Annotated in this window: 21 protein-coding genes and 1 tRNA gene; 8 read left to right on the top strand and 14 right to left on the bottom strand. The window is 71.1% G+C overall.

Translation table 11 applies throughout. The features are described 5' to 3' along the window. Positions 1–450 precede the first annotated feature (450 nt). From pheA to BLV72_RS16375, 7 genes are all read right to left on the bottom strand, one after another. Positions 451–1,386: a prephenate dehydratase gene (gene pheA / locus BLV72_RS16405; protein ID WP_086705870.1), complete on the bottom strand. Its 936-nt coding sequence runs from the start codon at positions 1,384–1,386 to the stop codon at positions 451–453. Positions 1,387–1,501: 115 nt separating this feature from the next. Then, on the bottom strand, positions 1,502–2,743 hold the full coding sequence (gene efeB / locus BLV72_RS16400; protein ID WP_093463110.1) for an iron uptake transporter deferrochelatase/peroxidase subunit: 1,242 nt from the start codon (positions 2,741–2,743) through the stop codon (positions 1,502–1,504). Then, entirely contained in the window at positions 2,740–4,842 is a 2,103-nt protein-coding gene (locus tag BLV72_RS16395) for a copper resistance CopC/CopD family protein (RefSeq protein ID WP_093463109.1), read from the bottom strand. Before BLV72_RS16395 ends, efeB begins: the two co-directional genes overlap by 4 nt. A gap of 6 nt (positions 4,843–4,848) precedes the next feature. Further along, positions 4,849–5,349, bottom strand: coding sequence for a copper chaperone PCu(A)C (locus BLV72_RS16390; protein ID WP_093463107.1), 501 nt, complete (start codon positions 5,347–5,349; stop codon positions 4,849–4,851). After that, the gene (locus tag BLV72_RS16385; protein ID WP_093463106.1) at positions 5,346–6,008 is read right to left on the bottom strand and encodes an SCO family protein; all 663 of its coding nucleotides are present in this window, start codon (positions 6,006–6,008) and stop codon (positions 5,346–5,348) included. The genes BLV72_RS16390 and BLV72_RS16385 overlap by 4 nt, the downstream gene beginning before the upstream one ends. 143 nt (positions 6,009–6,151) lie before the next feature. After that, on the bottom strand, positions 6,152–6,907 hold the full coding sequence (locus tag BLV72_RS16380) for a YcnI family copper-binding membrane protein (protein ID WP_425288380.1): 756 nt from the start codon (positions 6,905–6,907) through the stop codon (positions 6,152–6,154). 96 nt (positions 6,908–7,003) lie between these two features. Then, the gene (locus BLV72_RS16375; protein ID WP_093463105.1) at positions 7,004–7,819 is read right to left on the bottom strand and encodes a hypothetical protein; all 816 of its coding nucleotides are present in this window, start codon (positions 7,817–7,819) and stop codon (positions 7,004–7,006) included. 201 nt (positions 7,820–8,020) lie between these two features. Between BLV72_RS16375 and BLV72_RS16370 the strand changes: the two genes are divergently transcribed. After that, positions 8,021–8,524 carry an ATP-binding protein gene (locus BLV72_RS16370; RefSeq protein ID WP_093463103.1) on the top strand — a complete coding sequence of 168 codons (504 nt, stop codon included), beginning with the start codon at positions 8,021–8,023 and terminating at the stop codon, positions 8,522–8,524. Between the two features lie 17 nt (positions 8,525–8,541). Here the strand turns inward: BLV72_RS16370 and pdxR are convergent, their stop codons facing one another. Further along, positions 8,542–10,017 carry a MocR-like pyridoxine biosynthesis transcription factor PdxR gene (gene pdxR, locus BLV72_RS16365; RefSeq protein WP_093463102.1) on the bottom strand — a complete coding sequence of 492 codons (1,476 nt, stop codon included), beginning with the start codon at positions 10,015–10,017 and terminating at the stop codon, positions 8,542–8,544. A 47-nt stretch (positions 10,018–10,064) separates the two neighbouring features. Here pdxR and BLV72_RS16360 point away from each other — a divergent pair, with 47 nt between their 5' ends. Continuing rightward, positions 10,065–10,583, top strand: coding sequence for a carboxymuconolactone decarboxylase family protein (locus BLV72_RS16360; RefSeq protein ID WP_093463100.1), 519 nt, complete (start codon positions 10,065–10,067; stop codon positions 10,581–10,583). Positions 10,584–10,651: 68 nt separating this feature from the next. Here BLV72_RS16360 and BLV72_RS16355 read toward each other — a convergent pair whose 3' ends face one another. Together BLV72_RS16355 and BLV72_RS16350 are read right to left on the bottom strand one after the other, a co-directional pair. Continuing rightward, the gene (locus tag BLV72_RS16355; RefSeq protein ID WP_093463099.1) at positions 10,652–12,148 is read right to left on the bottom strand and encodes an aminopeptidase P family protein; all 1,497 of its coding nucleotides are present in this window, start codon (positions 12,146–12,148) and stop codon (positions 10,652–10,654) included. A gap of 119 nt (positions 12,149–12,267) precedes the next feature. After that, positions 12,268–13,896 (bottom strand): GAF domain-containing SpoIIE family protein phosphatase, encoded by a 1,629-nt coding sequence (locus BLV72_RS16350; protein WP_093463097.1) that lies wholly within the window; start codon positions 13,894–13,896, stop codon positions 12,268–12,270. A 583-nt stretch (positions 13,897–14,479) separates the two neighbouring features. On the opposite strand from BLV72_RS16350, the gene BLV72_RS16345 reads away from it, so the two are divergent. Next, positions 14,480–15,154, top strand: coding sequence for a bifunctional DNA primase/polymerase (locus BLV72_RS16345; protein ID WP_093463096.1), 675 nt, complete (start codon positions 14,480–14,482; stop codon positions 15,152–15,154). Between the two features lie 605 nt (positions 15,155–15,759). Here BLV72_RS16345 and BLV72_RS16340 read toward each other — a convergent pair. The 3 genes from BLV72_RS16340 to BLV72_RS16330 form a co-directional block, all read right to left on the bottom strand. Next, complete coding sequence (locus tag BLV72_RS16340; RefSeq protein ID WP_093463094.1) at positions 15,760–16,728, bottom strand: DUF5926 family protein; 969 nt, start codon at positions 16,726–16,728, stop codon at positions 15,760–15,762. A gap of 157 nt (positions 16,729–16,885) precedes the next feature. Further along, positions 16,886–17,575, bottom strand: coding sequence for an ATP-binding protein (locus BLV72_RS51535; RefSeq protein ID WP_342030666.1), 690 nt, complete (start codon positions 17,573–17,575; stop codon positions 16,886–16,888). Positions 17,576–17,715: 140 nt separating this feature from the next. Next, positions 17,716–18,549 (bottom strand): glycerophosphodiester phosphodiesterase, encoded by an 834-nt coding sequence (locus tag BLV72_RS16330; RefSeq protein ID WP_093463091.1) that lies wholly within the window; start codon positions 18,547–18,549, stop codon positions 17,716–17,718. Between the two features lie 217 nt (positions 18,550–18,766). Here BLV72_RS16330 and BLV72_RS16325 point away from each other — a divergent pair, with 217 nt between their 5' ends. Continuing rightward, the gene (locus BLV72_RS16325) at positions 18,767–20,239 is read left to right on the top strand and encodes a S1C family serine protease (protein WP_093463090.1); all 1,473 of its coding nucleotides are present in this window, start codon (positions 18,767–18,769) and stop codon (positions 20,237–20,239) included. A 39-nt stretch (positions 20,240–20,278) separates the two neighbouring features. Beyond that, positions 20,279–20,365 (top strand) — tRNA-Ser (locus tag BLV72_RS16320). Positions 20,366–20,510: 145 nt separating this feature from the next. Here the strand turns inward: BLV72_RS16320 and BLV72_RS16315 are convergent. Then, the gene (locus BLV72_RS16315; RefSeq protein WP_093463088.1) at positions 20,511–21,275 is read right to left on the bottom strand and encodes a GntR family transcriptional regulator; all 765 of its coding nucleotides are present in this window, start codon (positions 21,273–21,275) and stop codon (positions 20,511–20,513) included. A 79-nt stretch (positions 21,276–21,354) separates the two neighbouring features. On the opposite strand from BLV72_RS16315, the gene BLV72_RS49860 reads away from it, so the two are divergent. From BLV72_RS49860 to BLV72_RS16290, 3 genes are all read left to right on the top strand, one after another. Beyond that, complete coding sequence (locus BLV72_RS49860; protein ID WP_093463087.1) at positions 21,355–21,633, top strand: hypothetical protein; 279 nt, start codon at positions 21,355–21,357, stop codon at positions 21,631–21,633. 592 nt (positions 21,634–22,225) lie between these two features. Beyond that, positions 22,226–22,531: a hypothetical protein gene (locus tag BLV72_RS16295; RefSeq protein ID WP_093463082.1), complete on the top strand. Its 306-nt coding sequence runs from the start codon at positions 22,226–22,228 to the stop codon at positions 22,529–22,531. 498 nt (positions 22,532–23,029) lie between these two features. Further along, the gene (locus BLV72_RS16290) at positions 23,030–24,502 is read left to right on the top strand and encodes a hypothetical protein (protein ID WP_143059781.1); all 1,473 of its coding nucleotides are present in this window, start codon (positions 23,030–23,032) and stop codon (positions 24,500–24,502) included. Positions 24,503–24,580: the final 78 nt, after the last annotated feature.

Genomic DNA, 24,580 nt, shown 5'->3' with positions numbered 1-24,580 from the left:
TTGAGGCCCGGTTGTCCACAGGGGCGAGGGGGATCCCCGGAGTTATCCACAGGCTGTGTGTGAGATCTGTGGATGTCGCGACGATCACCTGGACCCCCCAAGTGCTCGGCGATGGATTCCCCTATCAAACCGCGTTCACACACTCCACAAGAGAGGAATCCCTCACTCCAAAGGCTTGGTCGAGGGAATTGGGGTGACAAGTGAGTGATGTTCGGCACTGGGAGTGGATACGGCGAATATGACGGTATGGCCGTCTCGCCGGATTGGTGATGTCGACTTATCCCCAGCGTGCCGCATCAGCCTGTGCATAACTTTTCCGCAGCGATTCCGTCGATCCCCAGCGCCTGGGCGGCGCTCAGGCCCGGACCCCGGCTCCAGCCGCCCGGCCGCCCGCCACCGGAGTGCCCGGGCGCACGCTCGCTACGGTCGGCCGCTACGCGTGGGCCCGGCTCAGGCCCGGCCGTCCTGGCAGCGGGCCAGCCACTCCGCCGCCTCCGTGAACGCCTCGTCCGAGGTGCCGTGCCGCAGCTCCGCCAGGTCCTCCGCCGTCACACCCGCCCGGGGATACGAGCCCAGGAACCGCACCTTCGGGCAGATCCGCTTCAGCCCCATCAGGGCCGAGCCCACCCGCCGGTCGGTGATGTGCCCCTCACAGTCCACCGAGAAGCAGTAGCGACCGATGCCCTCGCCGGTCGGGCGCGATTCGATCCGCATCAGGTTGACCCCGCGCGCGGAGAACTCCTGCAGCAGCTCCAGCAGCGCGCCCGGGTGGTCGTCCCCGAGCCAGATCACCACGGACGTCTTGTCCGCGCCCGTCCGGGCGGCGGGCCGGGCGGGGCGGCCGGCCAGGACGAAGCGGGTCATCGCGTTCTGCGCGTCGTGGATGTCGGTGACCAGCGGCTCCAGACCGTACCTGGACGCCGCGAACTCCCCGGCGAACGCCGCGTCGTACCGCCCCTCCTGCACCAGTCGCGCGCCGTCCGCGTTCGAGGCGGCCGATTCCCACAGGGCGTCCGGCAGGTTCGCCGCCAGCCAGTTGCGGACCTGGGGCTGGGCGACCGGATGCCCGGTCACCGTCTTGATGTCCGCGAGCGCGGTGCCCGGCCGCACCAGCAGGGCGAAGCTGATCGACAGCAGCACCTCGCGGTAGATCATCAGCGGTTCGCCGGTGGCCAGCTCGTCGAGGGTCGCGGTGACGCCGCCCTCGACCGAGTTCTCGATGGGGACCAGCGCGGCCGCCGCGGCACCGGAGCGCACCGCGTCGAGCGCCACCGGCACCGAGACCATCGGCACCAGCTCCCGGGTGGCGGCCTCCGGCATGGACCGCAGGGCGGCCTCGGTGAAGGTGCCCTCGGGGCCGAGGTAGGCATAGCGGCTGGCCGACATCACGGTCGCTCCCTGTGATCAGACGAGACCGCCACGATACTCGCGTCCCGAACTCGGCGGACTCGCCGGTCACCTCTTGGACGCGGGCGACCGGGGGCGGGCTCGTCCCCGTCTTCTATCCCTCCAAGAGTGCCTGACCCACGTACTCTCCCGGGGCGCAGCCCGGGGGCACCGCGAACAGCGCGCTGGCCTCGTGCCGCAGGAACCGCGACAGATCGTCGCCGAGGTCCAGCTTCCGCTGCACCGGGACGAACCCCTTCATCGGATCCGCCTGCCAGGCGATGAAGAGCAGCCCGGCGTCCGGCGCCCCGTCGTCGCGGAAGCCGTCGTGGTACGAGAAGGGCCTGCGCAGCATGGCGGCGCCCTGGTTGGACGCGGGCGCCGCGACCCGCACATGGGCGGCGCCCGCGATGGCCAGCGCACCGTTCGCGTTGACCTTGTCGAGCCGGACCGGGGTGGTCTCCGTGCCGCCGGACAGCGGGGCGCCGTCGGACTTGCGGCGGCCGACCACCTTCTCCTGCCGCTCCAGGGAGAGATGGTCCCAGGTGTCCAGCAGCATCCGGATGCGCCGGACGACCGCGTAGGAACCGCCCGCCATCCACGCGGGCTCGCCCTTCTCCGGTACGAAGATCCGCCGTTCGAAGTCGTCGTCGGCCGGTTTGGGGTTGTTGGTGCCGTCGATCTGTCCCATGAGGTTGCGGGTGGTCATGGGACGGTCGGTGGCGCCGGGGGTGCGGTTGAAGCCGTTCATCTGCCAGCGCAGCCGGGCCGTGCCCGCGGCCTCGCGCTGCAGTGCGCGCAGCGCGTGGAAGCCGACCAGCGCGTCATCGGCGCCGATCTGGATCCACAGATCGCCATTGCTGCGCTTGGGGTCGAGCTCGTCCGAGACGAAGTCGGGAAGCGGAGCGAGCGCCTCCGGCAACTGGTCGTCGAGTCCCGCCTTGCCGAAGAAGGTCCGCCCGAAGCCGAAGGTGACCGTGAGGGACGAGGGACCGGCGTCGAGCGCGATCCCCGTGTCGTCCGGCGGGGCCTCGCCCGCCATCAGCTCCTGGGCCGTTCGCGACCAGCGGCGCAGCAGTGCGGCGGCCGCCTTACGGTTCGCACCGGGCGCCAGGTCGAAGGCGAGCAGATGGCCATGGGCCTGGAGAGGGGTGGTGATGCCCGCCTGGCGCCTGCCGTGGAAGGGCACGGCGGTGGCGCCCAGGGAGCTGAGAGGTTCGGGTGCCTCCCGCGTCGCCTCGGACGCGTAGGCTCCGGCGGCTCCGCCGGCGACCAGCCCGGCCGCGCCGGCGGCACCCGCCGAACCCAGCAGACGCCGCCGGGAGATGCCGGACGAGGGTGCTTGCTCTGTCGTCATTGAGCGACTTTCACGTTCCTGGTCTCCGTCACCTGGTCGATGTCGGAGGTTCGTACGGTCAGGGAGAGCTGCCAGGTGCCGGCCATGGGGAGCTGGACGGTCTTGGCGCTCCAATGCCCGGTCGAGAGGCGCTCGAGCGGGATGCGCAGCGGCCCGATCCCCTTCGACTTGAGCGTCAGCGACAGCTTGACCTCGGGGACGTCCACGGGACGATCCGCCAGGTCGGTGGTGAAGACATGCAGCGCGTTGTCACCCGGCAGAGCGGGTTCGATCATGACAACGGCCTTGCCGCGACCGCTCTTGGGGCCGGTGTTGTACGGGACGAGCACGCTCACCGGGTCGACGTTCAGCCGGCCGCCGGGCTTCGTGGCCGAGGCGCTCGCCTGCTCGGTCTCGGCCCGGCCGGGCTGGGTGCCGCTCAGCACGGTGGCCACCGCCAGCAGCACGACGGCCACGACGGTTTCGGCGATCACCGACCGGCGCAGACCGCTGCGCTCGCGGTCGGCGTCGCGCTCCCGCAGCGTGGCGGTCTTGTCCTTGGCGGCCCGCTGACGGGCGAGCTGGGCGGCGCGTTCGGGATCGTCGTCGGCGGCGTCGGTATCGCCGCCGTCACCGGGCCCGTCACCGGACTCGGTCTCGGCGTCGGCAGGGGCGTCGACCGCCGCGTCGGCCGCGCCGGTACGGACCGGCCGCGCGGCCTTCACCGCGGCCTTGGCCTCAGTCTTGGTCCCGGCCTCCGCGTCCGAGGCCGCCGAAGCCGCCGAAGCCGCCTTAGACCCGCTCTCCGCCACGGCCTCCGTCTCCTCCGCCGTGCCATCCGTAAGGCGGCCGGTCCAGCGTCGCGAGATGGCCGCGATGGCCAGGAGCACCGCCACCAGACCCACCTTGACCAGCAGCCATCGCCCGTACTCGGTGTCGGTCAGCGCGCCCCAGGAGCCCACCTGTCGCCACGACTGGTACAGCCCGGTGACCACCAGGGCCACGACGGAGCCGAAGGCGAGCCGCGAGAAGCGACGCACGGCCGCCCGTCCGATCGGCTCACCCGCCCGGAGCGTCACGGCGAGCGAGGCCAGACCGCCCAGCCACACCCCGACCGCGATCAGATGGATCATGTCCACCGGCATGGCGAGCTGCCGCTGGAGGCCGACCGAGGCGTGCTCGGCCATCGCCCAGGTCGCGGAGAGGCCCACCGCCACCACCGTGCCGCCGAAGCCCAGCCCGAAGGCGAGGTCCTGGCGGCGCCGCGCGTCCGCCTCCCGCTCCCCGGTGCGGCGGGTGTACGAGCCGAAGAGGACGGCCAGGAAGACCGCCGCCGCGCCGAGCAGCAGCAGCCGGGACAGCAGCGCCGCGCCCGGCTTGGTGGACAGCACATCGCCCAGCCTGCCGAGGTCGAGGATCCCGCCGATCCCCTCGCCGTCGGTGTACGGCCCGCGCAGCAGCAACAGCAGCAGGCTGGCCGTGAAGACCGTCACCCAGCCGCCCACGGCGATCTTCCGCACCGGGCGGGAGGACCGGCAGAACCCGGCGAACACACTGCCGCCGACCAGGGCCGCGAAACCGCCGTAGGCGGCGTACCGGCCGATTCCGTAGAGCGTGCTCACGGTGCTGTCGGACGCCTCGCCCGTGGGCACCTTCGCCGTGGTCTTGGACGGGGCGCCGATGGAGAAGGTGAACGCGCCGCTCACCGGGTGGCTGTCCTCCGAGACCGCCTTCCACGCCACCGTGTAGGTACCGTCCGGAAGCCCGGAGTGCAGTTCGGCGGCGGCGGTCGACGACTTGCCGCCGACATGGGCGGTCTTCCCGGTGTCCACGCGCTTGCCCTTGGGGTCGAGCACGCGCACCGAGTCGCCGGAGAGCAGCACGCCCTCCGAGAAGTTCAGCGTGACCTCCCTGGGCGCGGTCTTCACCACCGAGCCGTCGGCGGGGTCGGTGGAGGTGAGCGCGGCATGCGCGGACGCGGAGCTCGCACCCACGCTCAGCGCGCACAGCAGCGCGGCGAGCAGGGTGCCGCAGATCGCCATCAGCCGCCGGGCGGTCGCGGTGGTCCGGGAGGGGGTCGCGGTGGGCCCGGCGGGGGCCAGGGAGGTCAGCGAGGGCATCGGGTGTCAGTCCTTGGGGCGGTACGTCGTCGGCTCGACCGGGACTTTGATCTCGATGGGGGCGGATGTGGCGAAGTGCAGGGTGAAGCTGACCTTCTCACCGACCTTCGGCCGGTGGGAGAGGTTTGTCAGCATCAGATGATCTCCGCCGCTGGACAGCTCGACCCGGTCGTTGGCCGGGACATCGAGCGAGCTCACCTGTTTCATCCGGGTGCCCTTGGTGGTGTGCAGGGTGACCTCGGAGGCGAGTGGGGTGGTGACGGACGTCAGCTCGTCGGCGCGGCCACCGGCGTTCCGTACGGTCAGATAGCCCGCCGCCATGTCGGTCATGGGCGGCTGGGAGACATAGGCGCCGGTCACGGACAGCTTGGGGTCGCCACTGCCCTTCCCGCCGCCGTCGTCGCCGTCGTCGCCCGAGCAGGCGGCGAGCGCGGCGGACAGACCGAGGGCGAGGACGGCGGCGGCCGCCTTACGGAGGCCGGGAATGCCAGGGGCTGCCGCCGTCACGGGTTCCGCCCCTCGATGATCTTCGGCAGGTCCTTGGCGTAACGATCCGCCGTGGCGTTCGTCGTGTAGATCCAGTGACCCTTGTCGTCCTTGGGCGAGAAGCCGACCACCTCGGCGCCGTGGCTGACGGTGATGCTGCCGTCCTTCTCCTTCTTCGGCTTCTCGATGAAGATGCCCAGCGGCCGCGCGGCGGCCTCGATGGTGTTGAAGTCGCCGGTCAGGCCGACGAAGTCGGTGCCGCCCTGGGCGTCCAGCCAGGAACGCATCCGCTTGGGGGTGTCCCGGGCCGGGTCGGTGCTGACGAAGACGACTCGCAGCTTCTCCCGCTCGGCCTTGGGGAGCTTCTTCACGGCGAGGCCGACGTTGCTCATGGTCAGCGGGCAGACGTCCGGGCAGTGGGTGTAGCCGAAGAAGAGCAGGGTGGGCCGGCCCTTGGTCTCCTTGAGCAGGTCGTACTTCTTGCCGTCGGTGTCGGTGAGGGCGAGGTCCGGCTTGGCCTTCGCCTGGTCGAGGACGATGGCCTGCCCGGACTTCTGGCCGCCCTTGACCTCGGCGGCGGCCGCGTTGTCGCCCTTGCCGCCGCTGTCCGAGCCGCCGCAGGCGCTGAGGGTGAGCGCGGAGGCGGCGACGATGGCGGTGGCCAGGATTTTGGTGCGCATGGAGCTGTTCTCCAAAGAGAGAGGTGGTTCGGTGGCGCGCGGGGGCGGCGGACACGGGGGTCCGCCGCCCGCGCCGGGATCACACGGTCGGTTCACGACCGGCGGTCACCGGCGGTACCCGCGTACGGTCGGGTGGTGGCGGTTCAGGCGGAGCGGCGGCGACTGACGACCACGCCGTAGGCGACACCGGCGGCGCCGATGACGATGCCCACGATGCCCAGCACCCGGGCCGTGGTGTCGCTGCTGTCCTTGTCGTCGGAGGAGTCGGCCGAGGCGGAGTTCTCGGCGCCGGCCTTCTCGGAGCCGCCGTCCTTGCCCTGTCCGGAGGCCGCGGCGGCGTCATGGCCGTCCGAGCCCTCGGCCGGGGCGACCAGCTTGAGCACCGGCGCCGGGTTCTCCGGTTCGGCGGCGCCCTCCTTGGGCTCCTCGATCCAGCGCACGACCTCCTTGTTGTCGTACGTCTGGAGCGCCTTGAAGGCGAGCTGGTCGGCGTCGTCGGGCAGCTGGCCGACCGACAGCGGGAACTGCTGGAACATCCCCGGCTCGATCTTGCCGCCGGACCAGGTGACCTTGGTGACCGCCTCGCTGATCTTCTCGCCGTGCATCTCCATGGGCTTGGGGAGCTTGGACTTGGTGACCTTGACGTCCCAGCCGGGCACCGGCTGGGGCATCACCGAGGCGAGCGGATGGTCGGCCGGCAGGGTCACCTCGAGCTTGACGGTGGAGGCGTCGTCGCGCTCGTTCGGCACCTTGAAGTTGATGGTGCTGTAGCCGCCCTTCTCGGCCTGGCCGGGCTGCACGCTGACGTGCGCGAAGGCGGGGCCCGCGGTGAGCAGCACCAGGCCGCCCGCGGTGAGGGCTCCGATGACCGGCAGACGGCGGAGACGCATGGCGTTCATGTCAACACTCCAGGGACAGGAATGATCAGATGGGTGGGCGCGCGTGCGGCGACGTCGCGGCCGCCCTCCGGTCCCGCTGGAGGAGCGTCGCGTCGGTCAGGCCGCGAGATCGCAGGCCGGCGGTCCCCGCCTGATCACGCTGTGCTGGAGGGCGAGGGCCGTCGTCCCGCCCTCGTCCCGGTCGGCCGTGCGGGGACGGCACGGCCCGCCGTAAGGCGCGCCCGACGGGGCCAGCAGCACCCGTACGAGCTTCAGGGCGGCGCGCAGTGCCCGTACGAGCGCGGCCTCCGCGACCCCTCGCGCCCCGTCCACCGACAGCCGCACCGCCCGCCATACGGCCATTTCGCCCCGGCGCAGCAGCCAGCCGATGGCGAGCGCGGCGAGCAGATGGCCCAGCGTCATGGGCAGTGACGGCAGCAGGCCCGCCATCCCGGCCGCCTGCTCCGCCGGGGCGGCGGACGACGGCATGGTGTGCGGGCTGTGCGCGGCGGACGGGTCGATGCCCGCGTGGGCGACGATCCGATGGGCCGTGGCGGCGTCGAGCCGTCCGGGGCCCGACGTGCACAGCAGCCTGGCGGCCAGGCCGATGACGTGGCCCTGGGCGGCGTCGGCCCGCTGGGCGGCCTCCTCGGCGGCCGTCGCCCGGTGCTGCCCGAGCGCGAAGAGCGCGTGCAGCGCGAGCTGCCCGACGGCCAGCAGGGCCGCTATCCCGGGCAGCGACCGCTCCCGCCCGGCCAGCGTCAGCGCCACCGTGAACATCGCCGCGCAGCCCACGCCCACCGTCCACAGCGGCACGGTCGCGCAGGAGGCCAGCACGTGCCCCGCCGCGGACAGCACGACGCAGACCGCGGTGAAGACCGCGGCCCGCAGCATTCGCAGATCGGCGCCGGCACGGGCGACAGGGGAAGCCATGGCGGCGACATCATCCCACTGGGAGGGCGCGTTCCCTACGGCGGGTGGGGCGTACCGGCGCACACCAGGACAGGCCCATACACCGGTTCGCGCATCTAGCGCGTCCGCCGAATGAGCGGAGTCACGTTGATAAGACGCTTACGGACCATGGACCCAGGCAATACGTAACGGTATGTCGAGCCGCGGCCGGGAGGCTGGAGCATGAGCATCTGGTGGTCACTCCATTTGCCCCGCGAGGCGGCGAGCGTTCCGCTCGCACGACGACTGCTCCTCGGCACCATGGAGACGGCCGGAGTCGATCCGGAGATCTCCTACGATCTGTCGGTCGCCCTCTCCGAGGCGTGTGCGAACGCGGTGGAGCACGGGGGTCGCGACGGCACGGGCGGGGATTACCGAGTCACGGCCTATATCGACGGCGACACCTGCCGTATCGAGGTCACCGACTCCGGCCCCGGCTTCGCCGGACGTGGCACCGTCCGCCGCGAGGGCCGCACTCGGAACGAGCGGCGTCCGGCGGGCGCGCCGAGACCACAGCAGCCGCGCAGTCCGGCTCCGCCACAGGCGGAGCACGGGCGGGGGCTTTTTCTCATCGAGGCTCTCACCGACCATGTCCGCTACCGGGACCGTCCGGGGCGCGGCGGGGTGGTGGTGAGCTTCGACAAGATCCTCAAGTGGCGTGAGGGGGCGCTGCTGAGGGCGTCGTAACCGCGTCGTTCAGGGCGTCAGGTGGCCGTCTGTTCGGGCGGCAGGGCGCGGCACAGCGCGTCCAGCGCTCCCGTGAAGGAGTGCTCGGGCGGGGTCGCGTAGCCCACCACGAGCCCGTCGGGGTGGGGTGTGGTGGCGTCCGGGTGGCGGTAGCCGCCGAGGCCGTCGAGCGCCAGCCCCTGCCAGGCGGCGGCGCGCAGGGCGGACCGCTCGGTGCCGGACGGTAGCTCCAGCACCGCGTGCAGACCGGCCGCGATCCCCGAGACGCGGACATGGGGCGCGCGTTCGGCGAGGGTGGCGACGAGCTGATCGCGCCGACGGCGGTAGCGCTGGCGCATACGGCGCACATGGCCGTCGTAGCCGCCCGATTCGATGAAGTCCGCGAGGGTCAGCTGGTCGACGACGCCGGTCCAGCCCTCGCGCTCCCCCTTGGCGGCCAGCACGCGGTCGACCAGCGGGTCCGGCAGGGCCATCCAGCCCAGCCGCAGGGCCGGGGAGAGGCTCTTGCTGACCGAGCCGAGGTAGAGCACCCGGTCGGGGTCGAGGCCCTGGACGGCGCCCACCGGACGGCGGTCGTAGCGGAACTCCCCGTCGTAGTCGTCCTCCAGGACCAGACCGCCGCTCTCCCGCGCCCAGGCGACGGCCGCGGCCCGCCGCTCGGGGTGCAGCGGACCGCCGGTGGGGAACTGGTGGGCGGGGGTGAGCAGCGCCGCCCGTAGGCCGTCGAGGGCCGTCAGTCCATCCGTAAGGGCGCCATCGGCGTCCAGCGGAAGCGGGATCGTGCGGATCCCGGCGGAGCTCAGCAGCGAGCGGTGGAAGGTCAGGCCGTAGGACTCGACGGCCATCCGGGGCCGCAGCAGCCGGGTGCCGCTCAGCAGCCGCAGGGCGTGCGCGAAGCCCGAGCAGACGACGATCCGGCCGGGGTCGGTACGGACGCCGCGGGCACGGGCGAGGTAGTCGGCCAGGGCGCGGCGCAGCTCCGGGCGGCCGCGCGGATCACCGGGGCCGAACGCCTCATGCGGCGCGGCGGTCAGCGCGCGGCGGGCCGAGGCGAGCCAGGCGGTGCGGGGGAAGGCGGCGGCGTCCGGTTGGCCCTGCAGCAGGTTGTGCACCGGTCGCGGGGCGGGCCGGGGCGCGCGAGGGCCGCCGCTCGCCCCGGCCGACCGCCCGCCGGGCCCCCGGCCGGGCGCGCGCCGCCGGGGCGGGGGCGGTGCGGGGCGGGGCGCCACCCGGGTGCCGGAGCCCTGGCGGGCGGTGAGCCAGCCCTCGGCGACCAGCTCGGCATAGGCGTCGGCGACCGTGTTCCGGGCGATGCCCAGGTCGGCGGCGAGGGAGCGGTAAGGCGGCAGCCGGGTGTCCGGGGCGAGCCGGCCGTCGCGGATGGCCTCGCGCAGCGCGGCCATCAGGGCGGTCCTGCGGCTGCCCGCGCGGGCGAGCTCCAGATGGAGGTCACTGCCGAGGATCTCCGCCGAATTGACCCATGAATCCGCCATGGAAATGCACCCTACAGAGGGTCGCTTAGCGGCCTAATTTCATTCCCATGACGACAACGACAGCGACGACGGCACGGACGACGACCACAGCGGCGACGGCGACGGCGACGGCGGCGCGGCAGACCGGACGGGTCGACTTCGCCAAAGCCGCCCCCAAGGCGTTCAAGGCGCTGATCAGCCTGGACGCGGCCGCCCGCGAGGGTCTGGACCCGGCCCTGGTGGAGCTGGTGCAGATCCGCTCCTCCCAGCTCAACAACTGCGCCTACTGCCTTCATATGCACACCACCGACGCCCATAAGGCGGGCGAGAGCGATGAGCGCATCGCCCTGGTGGGGGTCTGGGAGGAGGCCGGTAAGGGCGGGTTCTACACTGAGAAGGAGCAGGCCGCCCTGGCGCTCACCGAGGCGGTCACACTGCTGCCGGGCGGCGTCCCGGACGAGGTCTACGAGCGGGCCGCCCGGCACTTCGAGGAGCGGGAGCTGGCCCAGCTCATCGCCCTCATCTTCACGATCAACTCCTGGAACCGGATCGCGGTGACCACCCGCAAGGTGCCGGGGCAGGGCTGAGAACGCACCGTGGGGAGCGGCGCCGCCGCTCCCCACAGGACCACGTGATCACACGATGAGCCGCCGCCTCACGCGGTGAGGCGGGCCATCCACGCCTCGACGTCGTCGGCGGTCCGCGGCAGCGCGGCCGACAGCACGCGGTTGCCGTCCTCCGTCACCAGGATGTCGTCCTCGATCCGCACGCCGATGCCCCGGTACTCCTCGGGCACGGTCAGATCGTCGGGCTGGAAGTACAGCCCCGGCTCGACCGTCAGGCACATCCCGGGCTCCAGGGTGCCGTCCACATAGGTCTCGGTACGGGCCACGGCGCAGTCGTGGACGTCCATGCCGAGCATGTGGCCGGTGCCGTGCAGCGTCCAGCGGCGCTGCAGCCCCAGCTCCAGCACCCGCTCCACCGGGCCCTCGACCAGGCCCCACTCGACGAGCCTGGTGGCCAGGACGTGCTGGGCGGCGTCGTGGAAGTCGCGGTACTTCGCGCCCGGCCGGACCGCGGCGATGCCCGCCTCCTGCGCCTCGTACACCGCCTCGTAGATCTTGCGCTGCAGCGGGCTGTAGGTGCCGTTCACCGGCAGCGTGCGGGTCACGTCGGCGGTGTAGAGGGTGGTGGTCTCCACGCCCGCGTCCAGGAGGAGCAGATCGCCGGAGCGGACCGGGCCGTCGTTGCGCACCCAGTGCAGCGTGGTGGCGTGCGGGCCCGCGGCGCAGATGCTGCCGTAGCCGACGTCGTTGCCCTCGACCCGGGCCCGAAGGAAGAACGTTCCTTCGATATAGCGCTCGGAAGTCGCCTGCGCCTTGTCCAGCACCTTGACGACGTCCTCGAAGCCGCGCGCCGTCGAGTCGACGGCCGCCTGGAGCTGTCCGATCTCGAACTCGTCCTTGACCAGGCGCTGCTCGCTGAGGAAGACCCGCAGCTCCTCGTCGCGCTCACCGGTGACCTTGTCGGTCAGCGCGGCCTCCAGAGCGGCGTCGTGACCGCGCACGATACGGACCGGGCCGCTCGCGGCCCTGAGCTCGTCGGCCAGCTCGCGGACGTCCTTGGCGGCCAGGCCGAGCCGCTTCTCGGCCTCCGTAAGGCTGAGCCGGCGGCCGACCCACAGCTCGCCGTGGCCGTCCAGCCAGAACTCGCCGTTCTCCCGGTTGGAGCGCGGCAGCAGGTACAGCGTCGCGGTGTGGCCGCCGCCCGCCTCGGGCTCCAGCACCAGCACCCCGTCCTCGGTCTGGTCGCCGGTGAGGTACGCGTACTCGGTCGAGGCGCGGAAGCCGTAGTCCGTGTCGTTGGAGCGGGTGCGGAGATTGCCCGCGGGGATGACCAGGCGGTCGCCGGGGAAGCGCGCGGAGAGCGCGGCGCGGCGGCGGGCGGTGTGCGGAGCCTGCTCGACGGGCTCCAGGTCGTGCAGCTCGGTGTCCGCCCAGCCGGACTGCATGTTCGCCGCAAGCTCGTCGGAAACGCCTGGGTAGAGGCCGTTCTTCCGCTGCTTGATGGGCTCCTCGCCTTCCGGGTTCTCCGGGGCTTCGGGAGTGGGCTCCTCGGTCACGTCTTCCTCCTCGAACTGGACCCCACCCATCGTATGTGCGGGGGCGCGACGGCAGGGAGGGCCCGCAGTGCGGGGCGACCACGGCTCCAGCGGGCGCCCTGGTCCCCCTCGAGCCCCAGCCGAACTCGAGCCCCAGCCGAACTCGCGCCTCAGTCGAAGTGGGCCACAAGCAGGACCAGGTCCTCGGTGCCGTCCTCCGAGGGCCGCCCCACGGGGGCCGCCGGGCCGTCGGGGAGGACCGTACGGAGCACATGGTCGGCGAAGGCGTCCGGATCGCCCCGGACGCCCTTGGGCGCGCTCGCCGCGGCCGTGTGCAGCCGGGTGAAGGCCCGGTCCATCGGCTCACCGGTGCGGTGGAGCAGCCCGTCGCTGTAGAAGAGGAGCGTCTCCCCGGACGACGGTTCGATCTCGACGCTGGGCGCCTCCCAGCACGAGAGCATCCCCAGCGGCGCGGACAGGGTGGTCTCCACGAACTCGGTGCGCCGCTCCCCGGTGAGCAGCGGCGGGCAGTGCCCGGCCCCGGCCAGCACCACCTTGCGCGTCCCGGGCTCGCAGTAGGCGAAGAGGGCGGTCGCGGAGCGGGCGGGCTCGGTGAGCCGCAGCAGCAGTTCCAGATCGGACAGGACGGCGACCGGGTCCTCGCCCTCCATCACCGCGTATGCCCGCAGCGAGGCCCGCAGCCGCCCCATCGCGACCACGGCGCTCGGCCCGGAACCGGTGACTCCGCCCACCGAGAGCCCGAGCGCCCCGTCCGGCAGCGGCAGCGCGTCGTACCAGTCCCCGCCGCCGTGCGGACCGGGGTGGTGGCGAACGGCCAGACGCACCCCGGGAACCCGGGGCAGCCGGGTGGGCAGCAGCTCCTCCTGGACGGTCGCGACGGCGGCGCGGGCGCGGGAGAGCTCGATCAGCCGGGCGATGTGGGCGGCGGCGTACTGGCAGTACAGGCCCACGAGATGGCGCTGGCGCTCCCCGGGCTCGGCGGGCTCGTCGTAGAGCCAGGCGGCTCCGCCGAGCCGCCCGGAGGGCCCACCGGCGCCCATGGCGGCGGCGATCCCGGGCGGGGCCGCGGCGGCCGGTACGGCATCGCGCCCGTGGCCGGTGCCGGAGGCGCTCGCCGTGCCGGCGGCGCCGGGGGCCGGGCGGTCGCCCGCGCCCGCAGGGGATCCGGTGCCGGGCCCGTCCGCGTCGGGGGCGGGCGCGGGGATGGCGGTGAGGCCGGGCGCGGTACAGGGGGTGGTCCGGAACGGGTCCAGCGGCACCGCGTAGCTCGCGGCGAAGCCGAGCCGTGCGGCCACCTCGCGGTGACGCGGGTCGAGATCGGCCTCGCCGGCGATATCGGGGTGGGTCACATCGGCACGCCGCTCACCACCCGGCTCGGGCAACCCGTCGAGGAGATGACCGGCGGAGGCGGAGCCGCGAGGGATGGTCTCGATCTGGCCGAGATCGGCGTGGCCGAGGCCGAGCCCCACGGTGGTCACCGGGCCGAGACCGTCGGCCGGTTCGAGCGCCACCAGCCCGCGCCGGGCGCCGACCAGGGCCGCGCCCGCGCGCAGCAGTTCACGCAGCGCCTCGTCGAGCGTCCCGGTCCTGACCAGCCGCTCGGTGAGCTCATGAAGGGTGGTGAGATCCGAGACCCAGCTCGCGAGCCGGTCCTGGACACCGGAGTTGGGATCGGTGAGGGGCGGGGGAACGGGGTCCGGGACGGGGTCCGCAGTTTGCGTGGGCGAGGGGAGGGAAGGATCGATTCCAGCCACTTTCGGCGCGTGGGGCGAGTTCATGGCCCGCTGCCTTCACCCGCCGGGTCCGGCTCGCTCAATAGCATCGCAAACCCCCTGTCGTGCTGCGCCGCTACTGTGCCGCTACTGTCTCCAGATGTACACGGAGCGGAGATGCGATGTCCAGCATCGTCCCGGTGGTCTTGTTGGTGTCTGGGGGGAATTGAACTTGGCTGAAAAAAAGTCGTTAGGCTGTGCCTTCGAGGTCGACTGACGTCATTCGACAGCGCGTCGTCTCCACCGCGGCGGGTACACATTCGGAGAAGGGGCAGGGGCAGTTCGGATCGCCCCGGAACCCCGCGGCCGGTCCAGGCGTCATAGACCACAACGGCCGCGCCCATCCCCGAGTGGCGAGGAAACGCACCAACCGGACGGCAAGCGCCATGCGCGCGCCACCCCTCGCCACGTTCCACGCTCGGCCCGCGGCATGATGCGCTGCCTTGTACGCGCAGTGACTTGTGATCCACCTGCTGTGACGGGCCGAACGATGCCGTACAGCGCCACGTAGTGCCAAGTGAAGTGCCATCTGAAGTGCGATGTAGTGCGACGGACAGCCCTCGGCGTTAACGGAAAGGAACGAGCGCTCATGCGCGAGATCCTCGGAAGGCGACGCAAGTTCTCGCTGCGGCGCGGCGCGCGATCGCCGCTGCTGCGTGCGGCGCTCACCTGCGCCACCGAGTGGCAGTGGCCCGTGGTCCCGGGCGTCGGACTCCGGTCCGGCGGCGGACGGCCCCGGGTATGCGGCTGCCCCGACCCGGAATGTGCGGTTCCGGGTGGTCATCCGTTCGACCCTGTTCTCCTTGCCGCCACCACCGACCAGCGGATGGTGCGCTGGTGGTGGGCCAACCGGCCCAGTGCGCCCCTGCTGCTGGCCACCGGCGGCCTCGCGCCCTGCGCGGTGAGCCTGCCCGCGGTCGCCGGAGCGCGGGCGCTGGCGGTCTTCGACCGGGCGGGGGTGCGGCTCGGCCCGGTGGTCGCCACACCCACCCGCTGGTCGCTGCTGGTGGAGCCGTACTCCCTCGAAGATCTCGGCGAGCTGCTGAACCAGCAGGACTGGGTGCCCAGCTCGCTGCGGTTCCACGGCGAGGGCGGCTATGTGGTGCTGCCGCCGTCGCAGACGGGCCTCGGGCGGGTGCGCTGGGAGCGGCCGCCGCTGCGCCGCTCCGGGCGGCCCTGGCTGCCTCAGGTGGCCACCGTGGTGAACGCTTTGGTCGAGGCGAGCACCAGCGCGCCCGACGGGGGCAGCCGGCTCGCCTATTGACGGCGGGCCCCGGGTGCGGGGGTTCGGGGGCCGCTGAGCGCGAGGCTCAGGGGCAGGGATGTGTGGGGCTCGGAGGCCGGGGAGGCGTTTCCCTGGGCTCCGGGCCCGCTCTTTTCCGGCGTGGGCTCCGGGCCCGCTCTTTTCCGGCGGTACGGCGCTCTCAGGGGCGCTCTCAGGGCGGCATGCCGAAATTCAGGGCACGGGGGTTCCGGGTTCCGAGGTCAGCGGTTCCGGGCTGCGTGGTCAGGCTTCGCGCTGCGGTTTTCGGGCTCAGGCTCCGGGCTCGGGATCCGAACTCACGTTCCGGGGTCGCTTGGAGATCCGGGGCAACTCCCGTGGCACCGAGGACAATTGGTCCGTACCTTCTCCCGGCCGCCTCGCGCCGCCCCGCCCGTCTCTCGCGCCGGCGTCCGGACGCGGACATGGAAGCGCCCGGTCGCTGGCGACGGGGGATGCACCAGCGACCGGGCTTTTAGAACCGTAACAAGAGATCGGCCGATAGCAAATTCGATCGCGGATTTCCGGACGCCTATTTGCAGGGCGTAACGGTGAGTTGTGAGCAGCGTCACGTCACCCGTTGGCGCCCTCCGGCCGTTCGGCGACCGTCAGCTCAGCGTCACCTGACGGTTGGTGAGACCGCCCCGGGCGCGCCGCTGCTCGGGCGTCAGCGGGGCGTCGGAGGCGAGCGCCTCCGCGAGCCGCTCGGCGAGGTCCACGGCCGGCTTCTCGGTGTCCTCGGCGCTCATCCCGCGTGGCAGATCCCACACCGGCACGGTGAGCCCATGGGCCCGGAAGGAGCCCACCAGCCGGGTGTTCTCGCCGAGCGAGGAGGCACCCGCGGCGTGCAGCCGGGCGAGCGCGTCGAGCAGCTTCTCCTCGGGGTGCGACATCACCCAGCGCAGGTGGTTCTTCTCCGGCGTCTCGCACCAGTAGGCCGCCTCCACGCCGGTGAGCCGGGCGGTGGGGATCGCGGCCGCGTTGGCCCGTTCCAGGGACGCGGCGACCTCTCCGGTCGCGTTCGCGGCGTCGTCGAGCCAGAACTCGAACCCCTCGTGCAGGGTCGGCGCGAAAGTGCCCTTCGGGTCGAGCAGATCCTGCAGCCGCGGACCGTCGCCCGGCGCCCGCTCGGCGGCCACCGGAGTGCCCGGATCGGCGGTCAGTGCCCGGCGCAGGGTGTCGGCCAGGTCGCGGCTGATGTCACCGGAGGGCGTGTCGTTCTGCAGACCGAGCAGCACCGCACCGCTGTCCCGGCGCAGCGCCGGCCACGCCATGGGCAGCACGGTCGCCAGGGTGACCGACGGAACCCCCTCGGGCAGCCCCTCGGCGAGGGCCAGCTCGACGGTAGCGGCGGGCACCAGCTCGCGCAGGGCCACCCAGTCGCATTCGTTGGGGAGCCCCTCGAAGGGGCGCTGCACCAGCTCGGTGGCGGCGTGTGCGGCTTCCCTGCCGTGACAGGCCTTGTAGCGACGGCCCGAACCGCACGGGCAAGGCTCCCGCGCGCCCACCACAGGGATCTCGCCGTTGGCGACCTGTGGGCCTGCGGCCTTCGTCTGGGGGCGGCGCTTCTTGGCCATGGTGAGGCTGTCTCCCGATCTGCGGCTCAGGGCTTGCTCGTACGCCCGTGGCGGTCTGCGTACGGCCGTGGCAGTGCTCTTCTACGGCGCGTACGACTGGTACGGGCGCGAGCCTAGCCCTTTGGCCGAACCGCGTCGGCTCCATGAGCCGCGTCGGCTAGGCGAGCTCGTCCAGATCGGCGAAGTCCAGCTCGCGATCGAAATCGGGGTCGATGTTCGCCTCGATGTTCGAGCCCAGGTTCGCGTCGAGATCAGCCTCGAGGTTCGCCCCGAGATTCGGCCCCAGGTTCGCGTCGAGATTGGCGTCGAGATTGGCGTCGAGACTCGTCTCGAGGCTCGGGTGCAGCCCGGAGGCCAGCTCCGTACCCAGGTCGGGGGAGAGATCCGGGGGAAGCACGACGCGACGGGCGAAATCGTCGTCAGGCGGAAGAAGGGCCCATACGGTGACCTCGCCGACTCCGTCCCGCACGCCCCATTCCTCGGCCAGCGACATGATGATGTGCAGCCCGCGACCGCCGCGTGCGGTGACCGAGGGATTGGCCGGAAGTGGCCTTGTGGGGCCTCCGCCATCCGTCACCTCGACCGTCAGCCGGTCGTCCTCGTCGACGCTCCATGCAGCCCGGACCGTGCCGCCACCATGGCCGGAACGCCAAGGGCGACCATGTCGCCATGCATTACTGAGTAGTTCTGAAAGGATCAATACAGCGTCGTCTATGACCGAATCCGATACCCCAGTCCTGCCCAAATCGACACGCATCCGCTGTCTTGCCGCGCGGACACCCGCAGGACCATGGGGTACGGCCATGGTCGACGACGTCGGCACCTGCCGTGCCACCACCAACGCCACCCCCGAGACCTCCTTCGCCCCACGCCACGGGATGAATGCCCCGCGGTGCTGGAGCGGAAACCGGCCAAGTGGCATCGCGTGACGCACTCGTCACGATCGAATACGTACCGAACGCGCCGGTGCACGCCTTGTAATGCCCATTATGAGCGTCCGAGTTGGGACAGTACCTGTTTGGGGCGATTGGTGATCAGTGCGTCGACCCCGAGACGGACGCACAAGTCGACATCCTCCGGTTCGTCGACGGTCCACACGTGCACTCGGTGCCCCTCGCGCTGCAGTCGCGCCACATAGCCGGGATGGTTCCGCACGATCCGGATGCTCGGCCCCGCGATCCGCACCCCGGCCGGGAGCTGCCCGTCCCGGTGGCGCGGCAGTATGAACTGCATCAGGTAGACGGTCGGGATGGCGGGGGCCCCGCTGCGGATCCGGTGCAGGGAGCGCGCTGAGAAACTCATCACACGGACGGGTGAACGTTCGCCGGGCGGCGGCGCGTCCAGGCCGTAGCGGCGCAGTAGTGCGAGCAGCCGCTCCTCCACCTGGCCCGCCCACCGGGTGGGGTGCTTGGTTTCGATCGCCAGTTCGATATGGCGTCCCGCGTCGGCGATGAGCGCCAGAAGCCGTTCCAGGGTGAGGACGGAGATGCTGTCCCGGCTGTCGCGGTCCGGCTCCTCCTTGTCGGTGGCCCGGCCCTTCCAGGAGCCGAAGTCCAGGGCCGCCAGATCGGACAGCTCCAGTGCCGAGACCGCGCCCCGGCCGTTGGATGTGCGGTCGATGCGGCGGTCATGGACGCAGACGAGGTGGCCGTCGGCGGTCAGCCGGACGTCGCACTCCAGGGCGTCGGCGCCCTCCTCGATTGCCTTACGGTAGGCCGCCAGGGTGTGCTCCGGGGCATCCTCGGAGGCCCCGCGATGGGCGACGACGGAGACGGTGGGCGGCCCGGGGTGGCTGTCCCGGGCAGGGCGCGCATAGGTCACCGCGTTATGGTGCCACCGCCCGGTGATAGCCGGTGGACTCGGCCCCTCCGTACGTTCGCACGGAATGGCGGTGGGTCGAAATGTCCGGGATAAAGGGTGGTAGTCCGCAGGACCGCCGCTCCTTACGGCCGTCTGACGCGCTGTGGGAAAAGCTGACGACGGTAAGACGTACACGTGGGCCGTCGAGGAAATCTGTCGTGCACCTGAGGAGATTGCTGTGAGCACCGAGAACGAGGGCTCTGCCGTTCCGCCCGCGCCCGGGCCGCATCCGGCCCCTCCGGCGCCGCACCCGAACCCGGCCGTGCCACCCGCGCCGGACTATGAGCCCACCGCGGGCAGGCAGCCGACCGCATCCGACGCGCCAATAGGCTCGCCCGACGCGGCAGGGCAGCCGGGAGCCCCCGGCCCCGCCTCGGGCCCCGGAGCGGACGCCGGACAGGCTGGCACATGGTGGTCGTCCGACGGCGGACAGCAGCCCGGCGGCCCGGGCGCAGGACAAGGCGGGCAGGGCGGCCCGGGCGGACCGTGGGGGACCGCTCCCGTGCCGCCCCCCGGCCCGTCCGAGCGCAAGCCCCGCGGGCTGGTCGCCGCCCTTCTGGCCGCCGTACTGGTCGCGGGCGCCATCGGCGGCGGCATCGGCTTCTGGGCCGCCGACCGGGAGGGCGACGGCAGCGACACCACCACCGTCTCCGCCTACGGCAACCCCAAGACGGAGAGCCGCGCGCCCGGCTCGGTGTCGAGCATCGCCAACAAGACCCTGCCCAGCGTCGTCACCATCGAGGCCCAGGGCAACAACGGCGAGAGCGGCACCGGCACCGGCTTCGTCTACGACAAGCAGGGCCACATCCTCACCAACAACCACGTCGTCGCCTCGGCCGCCGACAACGGCAAGCTGACCGCCACCTTCTCCAACGGCAAGCGGTACACCGCCCAGGTCGTCGGCCGCGCCCAGGGCTACGACGTCGCCGTGGTCAAGCTCAAGAACGCCGCGGGCGCCAAGCTCAACCCGCTGCCCCTCGGCAACTCCGACCGGGTCGCCGTGGGCGACGCCACCGTCGCCATCGGCGCCCCCTTCGGCCTCTCCGGCACCGTCACCACCGGCATCGTGAGCGCCAAGAAGCGCCCGGTCGCCTCCAGCGACGGAGGCGGCGGCAACGCCTCGTACATGAGCGCCCTGCAGACCGACGCCTCCATCAACCCGGGCAACTCCGGCGGCCCGCTGCTCAACGCGGACGGCGGCGTCATCGGCATCAACTCCGCCATCCAGTCCGCCGGCAACGGCAGCGGCCTCGGCGAGTCCCAGCAGTCCGGCAGCATCGGCCTCGGCTTCGCGATTCCGATCAACCAGGCCAAGAACGTCGCCGAGCAGCTGATCAAGACCGGCCAGCCCATCTACCCGGTGATCGAGGCCACGGTCAGCACGAAGGACTCCACCAACGGCGCCACCATCGCCTCCAACGGCACCGGCGGCAGCCCCGCCGTCGTCCCCGGCGGCCCGGCCGACAAGGCGGGCCTCAAGTCCGGCGACGTCATCACCAAGCTGGACGACACGACCATCGACAGCGGCCCGACCCTCATCAGCGAGATCTGGACCCACCAGCCGGGCGACAAGGTCACTCTCACCTACAAGCGCGGCGGCAAGGTGTCCACGGCGGACGTCACCTTGGGGAAGCGCAAGGGTGACAGCTGACACGCTAGGCTGATCCCCGCGCCACCGCGAGTGGCGCGGGGAGGCTTGCCCGAGCGGCCTAAGGGAACGGTCTTGAAAACCGTCGTGGCAGCGATGTCACCGAGGGTTCAAATCCCTCAGCCTCCGCAAGTGAACGGCCCCTGACCAGGTAAGACGGTCAGGGGTCGTCGCCATGCGCGCTCCCCACCAAGCACCGCCGTTCCCCATGATTCCCCGACCGATCGGGCACGGCTGGGGCACGGCCGGACACCGCCTGAGAGGGCCCCGCCGACTACCGATTGATCGGAACGATCGGAATCTCGTACACGATCTCGCAGTGAGCGGCGGGTACGACGATGTCCGCCGTCTCCACGGGTCGCCCGTGGTCGCTGTAGTACGTCCGCCGGATGTGCGTGACGAGCGCGGCCTTCTGGATGCCGAGAAGCGAGGCTTCCTCGGCGGTCGCCTGCCTCGGCTCCGGTTGCTCCACGGCGTGGCTGACGGTGATTCCGATGACGGCCATGCGATTCACAACGCCCGCCCCGGCGTGCGGCCCTCCCTCGGGGAGGACGACGAGCGTGCCGGCCGTGAGGTCGTACGGCTCCCAACTCGTCGACAGCTGCACGGGCCTGCCGTCGGCCAGGAACTCGTACGACGTCCGGACGCACAACTCGCCCTCGGCGATACCCAGTCGCGCCGCCATGTCCGCCGGGGCGGGAACCTTGGCGTCGGTCCGGCTCTCCCAGTCGCCGTGCTTGCCGACGGCCCTCATGTCCGCGCGAAACGGTGACCCGCTGGGCTGTTCGCGCGCCGACGACCGGACGACCCGCACCCGTTGCCGGGGTTCGGCGACGTAGGTACCCGATCCGGCTCGGCCCTCCAGCACACCCTGGGAGATCAGCAACTCCTGTGCCCGGCGGACCACGTTCTCGCCCACCCCGCACTCCTGGCCGATCTGGGCGCGGGACGGCAGGCGGTCTCCCGGCTCCCATACGTGCTCCGCGATCCGCCGCCGGAGTTCGTCGGCGATGCGGAGATAGGGCGGCTGCTCAGGCATATGGAAAATCTAGTCCACTAGCTCTAATCTAGTTAACTAGCTTCACTTAAAGTGATCGCCAGTTGACGGAGGCTGCCCTGTGCCCGTTCCGGGAGTTAGCGCGGCGGCCATCGCCGCCCGGCTGTCCGCCGTCGGGCTCCCCACGCGCCTGGAGGAGCACGCCCGATTCACGTCGGTCGAAGCGGAGGTGCCGGAATCACTCTCCGCCGAGTCATGGAAGGAGGTCCTGGCGGCGCTGGCCGAGGCCGATCGGTTCGGGCTCCTCGCCAGCTGCCAGAACGGCCGCACTCTCCGGGCGGTCGTAAACAAACCGGTCCCCACGACGGGCGATGTCGGGGGACCGAGCCATCAGCGATAGGAGCTGATTCAGCGTGCTCAACCGTATCCGCCGCGCCGTCTCCCTCACCAGGGCGCGGTACTTCTCCAAAGGCAGGCACCGCCGCCCCTTAACGCCGCCCCCACCGGTCGCTCCCGTCCTCTCTGCGCGCGGTGACGAACCGACGCTCATCCTGGAGCGGGCCTCCGACTGGGCGCGGCACCGCTACTCGCTCGCAGGCGAGGAAACCGCGCTCGTCCGCCCGTACGTGCTGGCGTGGGAAAGGCGCGCACGAAAACACCCGGCGGTTGTCGTCGCTCCCCATCTGTCGACCGAGGCCCGGTCGGCTCTCCTGGGGGTCCGCTGATGCCCTCTCAACGACAGCCCGACAGCCCGGACGCTTCGGTTGCCCCCTACCAATCCACCGCCTGCCGGATCGGCACCCACCATGCTTGCGCGGAGTCCTCTCCAGCTCTGGCACCAGTCGACGTGCCATTGATCTACGAGGCGTGTGACTGTCCATGTCACTCGGCATCCGGCCATGTCGGGCCAGCAGGGCGCAGCAATGAGTGACTGGGCACCCGGCGGCGCGCCGACTTCCAGTAGCGAGATCCATGGAGAGGCAGACGCGGAGTTGACGGTACAGAACGAACTGAGGCTTCTCCCGTGGACGGGGCCAGAGGGCAAGCCGTGCTACCTGGACACCGACGACCGAGAAGGCTTCATGTCCCGCCTGGCGGACCACATCGAGGCGGAGCAACTCGGGATGGCGTCCGAACTACTGGGGCAGGCGCTTCAGGCACTCGACGACGAGACCGCAGACCTGGAGAAACTGAAACTCGTCGCCGGGCAGTTGGCTGGCGCACTACGGGACGTGCTGCGCGTGGCGACCAGCCGCGGGAGCCGTCTGGCAACACCTGATCACCCTGAAGGGGAATGACCGATCGATCGTTGACGGTGGCCCTGGGAAGGGCCATGTGTAGTACAGCAGGGAGCCTCGGACACGGTTCGAGTCCTCCCTGCTTTTCTTGCGTAACGCACGTACGACAGCAGGTTTCTCGAGCTCGAGTGACACGTCAGCTCTACGACACCCGCTTTAGGAGAGAGGGCGGAGGATCACGCTGCTCACCTGGGCCCTCGGTACCCGGTGATGTGACTGGCAACTGGACCGTAGGGAACCCTCGTTGACCGTGGCTGACCCCTGTATCTGGCACGGTTGTGGCACAATCTCAGCCGACGACAGTCAGCCGCGACGTCGAGTGCGTCGACCGATCAGGCGCGCGTATGCCTCGCTGCACCCCCACCGGCCTCGCCACGCTACTTGCCTGTGCTGGTCGGCCGCGCGGAGGGCTGGCCCCTGTCGGGGATGCCCGTACTGCTACGCGAAATAACAGTCCAACAGGACCCGTCGCCGCATGCGCTCGGCGAGACTGTCTGGGTGATCGAAGTCGCGTGGGCTGCTCTGGACAGGGTCCTTGAAGTGGTCGCATTCCTGGTCAGCTTGTTTCTAGTGCTCGCAGTGCCGGGCGTGACCATATGGGGGATATCGGAGACGGTCGACCCACGTGACGTGTTGCGGGTCCGGTGGTTCCTGCAACGGGTGCTTGCCCTGGCCGAACTCGTCGGATGGGCTTTGCTCGCCGCGGGCGTGTGGGTGTACCAACACACCCTGGGTCGTGTAGTGAGCGCCTATATCCGGTGGAGCAGGCGCGGGGTTGCGGAGCATCTGGCGTGGGCGAGAAGGCCTTTTGGCCGTGATGCTCACAGGCTGTTTCCTGTCGGCCCACAGGTGCGCGCTGCGTTGCGCTCGTGGCATCAGGTCGCGCCGCTGGCTGCGGTCGCGTACTTCGTCAAGGCGTTCATCCTGTTGCAGATCCTGCTTAATCTGGGGCGCATCAACAATGCCGTCACCAGGTGGTCGTCTCATGTGTGGGCGGAGAGCGAAAGAGCTCCCGTTGTGTGGTGGGCGCCCGGCGGCGGCCTGTGGGGTCAGGCCCGGCAGGTCGAATGGACCGGCGAGCAACCAGGCATCGATGTGACGGTAGTGACGACTTTCCGGGCGTTCGGTGAGTCGATCTGGAGGAAGGCCACCCAATATCTTCCAGCACTCGGTGCCCCGGAAGGCCGCCCCGCCGAGGCGGCTACTGCGGCGTTCGGACTCGTTCTGACTGTCGCGCTTCTCCTTGCGCTACGAGCCGTGCTGGGACTTCTCGGCCGACGCGGGCCGACCAGGGCAGACAGCAAGCACGGTCCAGGCTTTGCCGCCCCTCATCCTCGCGGATGGTGGCTGCGGTCGCTGCTGAGCCTGCGTCCAGGGGCGGCCAAGCGCACCCGGCCTGTCGCGGTTCTGATCGACTGTGTTGGCCGCGTGGGGGCGGCGCGGCGTTACTACCAGACCATCACGCAGCCTCATAGCGCTATCTATGCTGCGCGCGTGGACCTCTCCAGGGTTGAGCGGGTGGTGTGGTCGGCTTGGAAGGTTCGGCACCGTCAGGTGCCCGGTCCGCGTCGGCGCGAGTATCGGAAGCATGCGGCCGACGTAGTAGGGGCGATCCGGCGGCTAGAGGCACGACAGGACATCGACGCAGACACAGGCCAGGTTTTCGAGGAAATGGCGCGCTTGCTGGCGATGATCACTGAACGGTACGCACAGGGCCGCACACTGGCCCTGCTCGATCCCAAAGATTTGAAGGACGTAGAGCCCGCCGTCAATCGGGAATGGGTACGGTTGATCATCCTTGGTGTTGTGATGACCGGTGCCGCCATTGCAGCGGGCCTGTCGGAGCTCTCGGCCGCCGGATCTACTCAAATCGTTGCCGTGGTCGGCGCCGTCGCCTGGGTGCTTTTGTACCGTGATCGGCTCGCCCCGGGCGATGTACTCGATGTGATGCGTGGCCAAAGCCGCAAGTGACCGTATGAGACCGACGCGGACCTAGCTAGGTCAGTGATCGAGGCACCGTGCCGGCTATCGCTTGGCGTTGTTACCTGG

The organism is Streptomyces melanosporofaciens (assembly GCF_900105695.1).
GTDB lineage: Bacteria > Actinomycetota > Actinomycetes > Streptomycetales > Streptomycetaceae > Streptomyces > Streptomyces antimycoticus.
The sequence above is the reverse complement of the archived record's forward strand: the minus strand, read 5'-3'. Positions and strand labels throughout refer to the sequence as shown.

What these genes read in the sequence shown, in the direction of transcription:
- pheA (WP_086705870.1), bottom strand. Translation starts at nt 1,386, where the DNA reads ATGTCGGCCAGCCGCTATGCCTACCTCGGCCCCGAGGGCACCTTCACC.
- efeB (WP_093463110.1), bottom strand. Translation starts at nt 2,743, where the DNA reads ATGACGACAGAGCAAGCACCCTCGTCCGGCATCTCCCGGCGGCGTCTG.
- BLV72_RS16395 (WP_093463109.1), bottom strand. Translation starts at nt 4,842, where the DNA reads ATGCCCTCGCTGACCTCCCTGGCCCCCGCCGGGCCCACCGCGACCCCC.
- BLV72_RS16385 (WP_093463106.1), bottom strand. Translation starts at nt 6,008, where the DNA reads ATGCGCACCAAAATCCTGGCCACCGCCATCGTCGCCGCCTCCGCGCTC.
- BLV72_RS16380 (WP_425288380.1), bottom strand. Translation starts at nt 6,907, where the DNA reads ATGAACGCCATGCGTCTCCGCCGTCTGCCGGTCATCGGAGCCCTCACC.
- BLV72_RS16375 (WP_093463105.1), bottom strand. Translation starts at nt 7,819, where the DNA reads ATGGCTTCCCCTGTCGCCCGTGCCGGCGCCGATCTGCGAATGCTGCGG.
- BLV72_RS16370 (WP_093463103.1), top strand. Translation starts at nt 8,021, where the DNA reads ATGAGCATCTGGTGGTCACTCCATTTGCCCCGCGAGGCGGCGAGCGTT.
- pdxR (WP_093463102.1), bottom strand. Translation starts at nt 10,017, where the DNA reads ATGGCGGATTCATGGGTCAATTCGGCGGAGATCCTCGGCAGTGACCTC.
- BLV72_RS16360 (WP_093463100.1), top strand. Translation starts at nt 10,065, where the DNA reads ATGACGACAACGACAGCGACGACGGCACGGACGACGACCACAGCGGCG.
- BLV72_RS16355 (WP_093463099.1), bottom strand. Translation starts at nt 12,148, where the DNA reads ATGGGTGGGGTCCAGTTCGAGGAGGAAGACGTGACCGAGGAGCCCACT.
- BLV72_RS16350 (WP_093463097.1), bottom strand. Translation starts at nt 13,896, where the DNA reads ATGAACTCGCCCCACGCGCCGAAAGTGGCTGGAATCGATCCTTCCCTC.
- BLV72_RS16345 (WP_093463096.1), top strand. Translation starts at nt 14,480, where the DNA reads ATGCGCGAGATCCTCGGAAGGCGACGCAAGTTCTCGCTGCGGCGCGGC.
- BLV72_RS16340 (WP_093463094.1), bottom strand. Translation starts at nt 16,728, where the DNA reads ATGGCCAAGAAGCGCCGCCCCCAGACGAAGGCCGCAGGCCCACAGGTC.
- BLV72_RS16315 (WP_093463088.1), bottom strand. Translation starts at nt 21,275, where the DNA reads ATGCCTGAGCAGCCGCCCTATCTCCGCATCGCCGACGAACTCCGGCGG.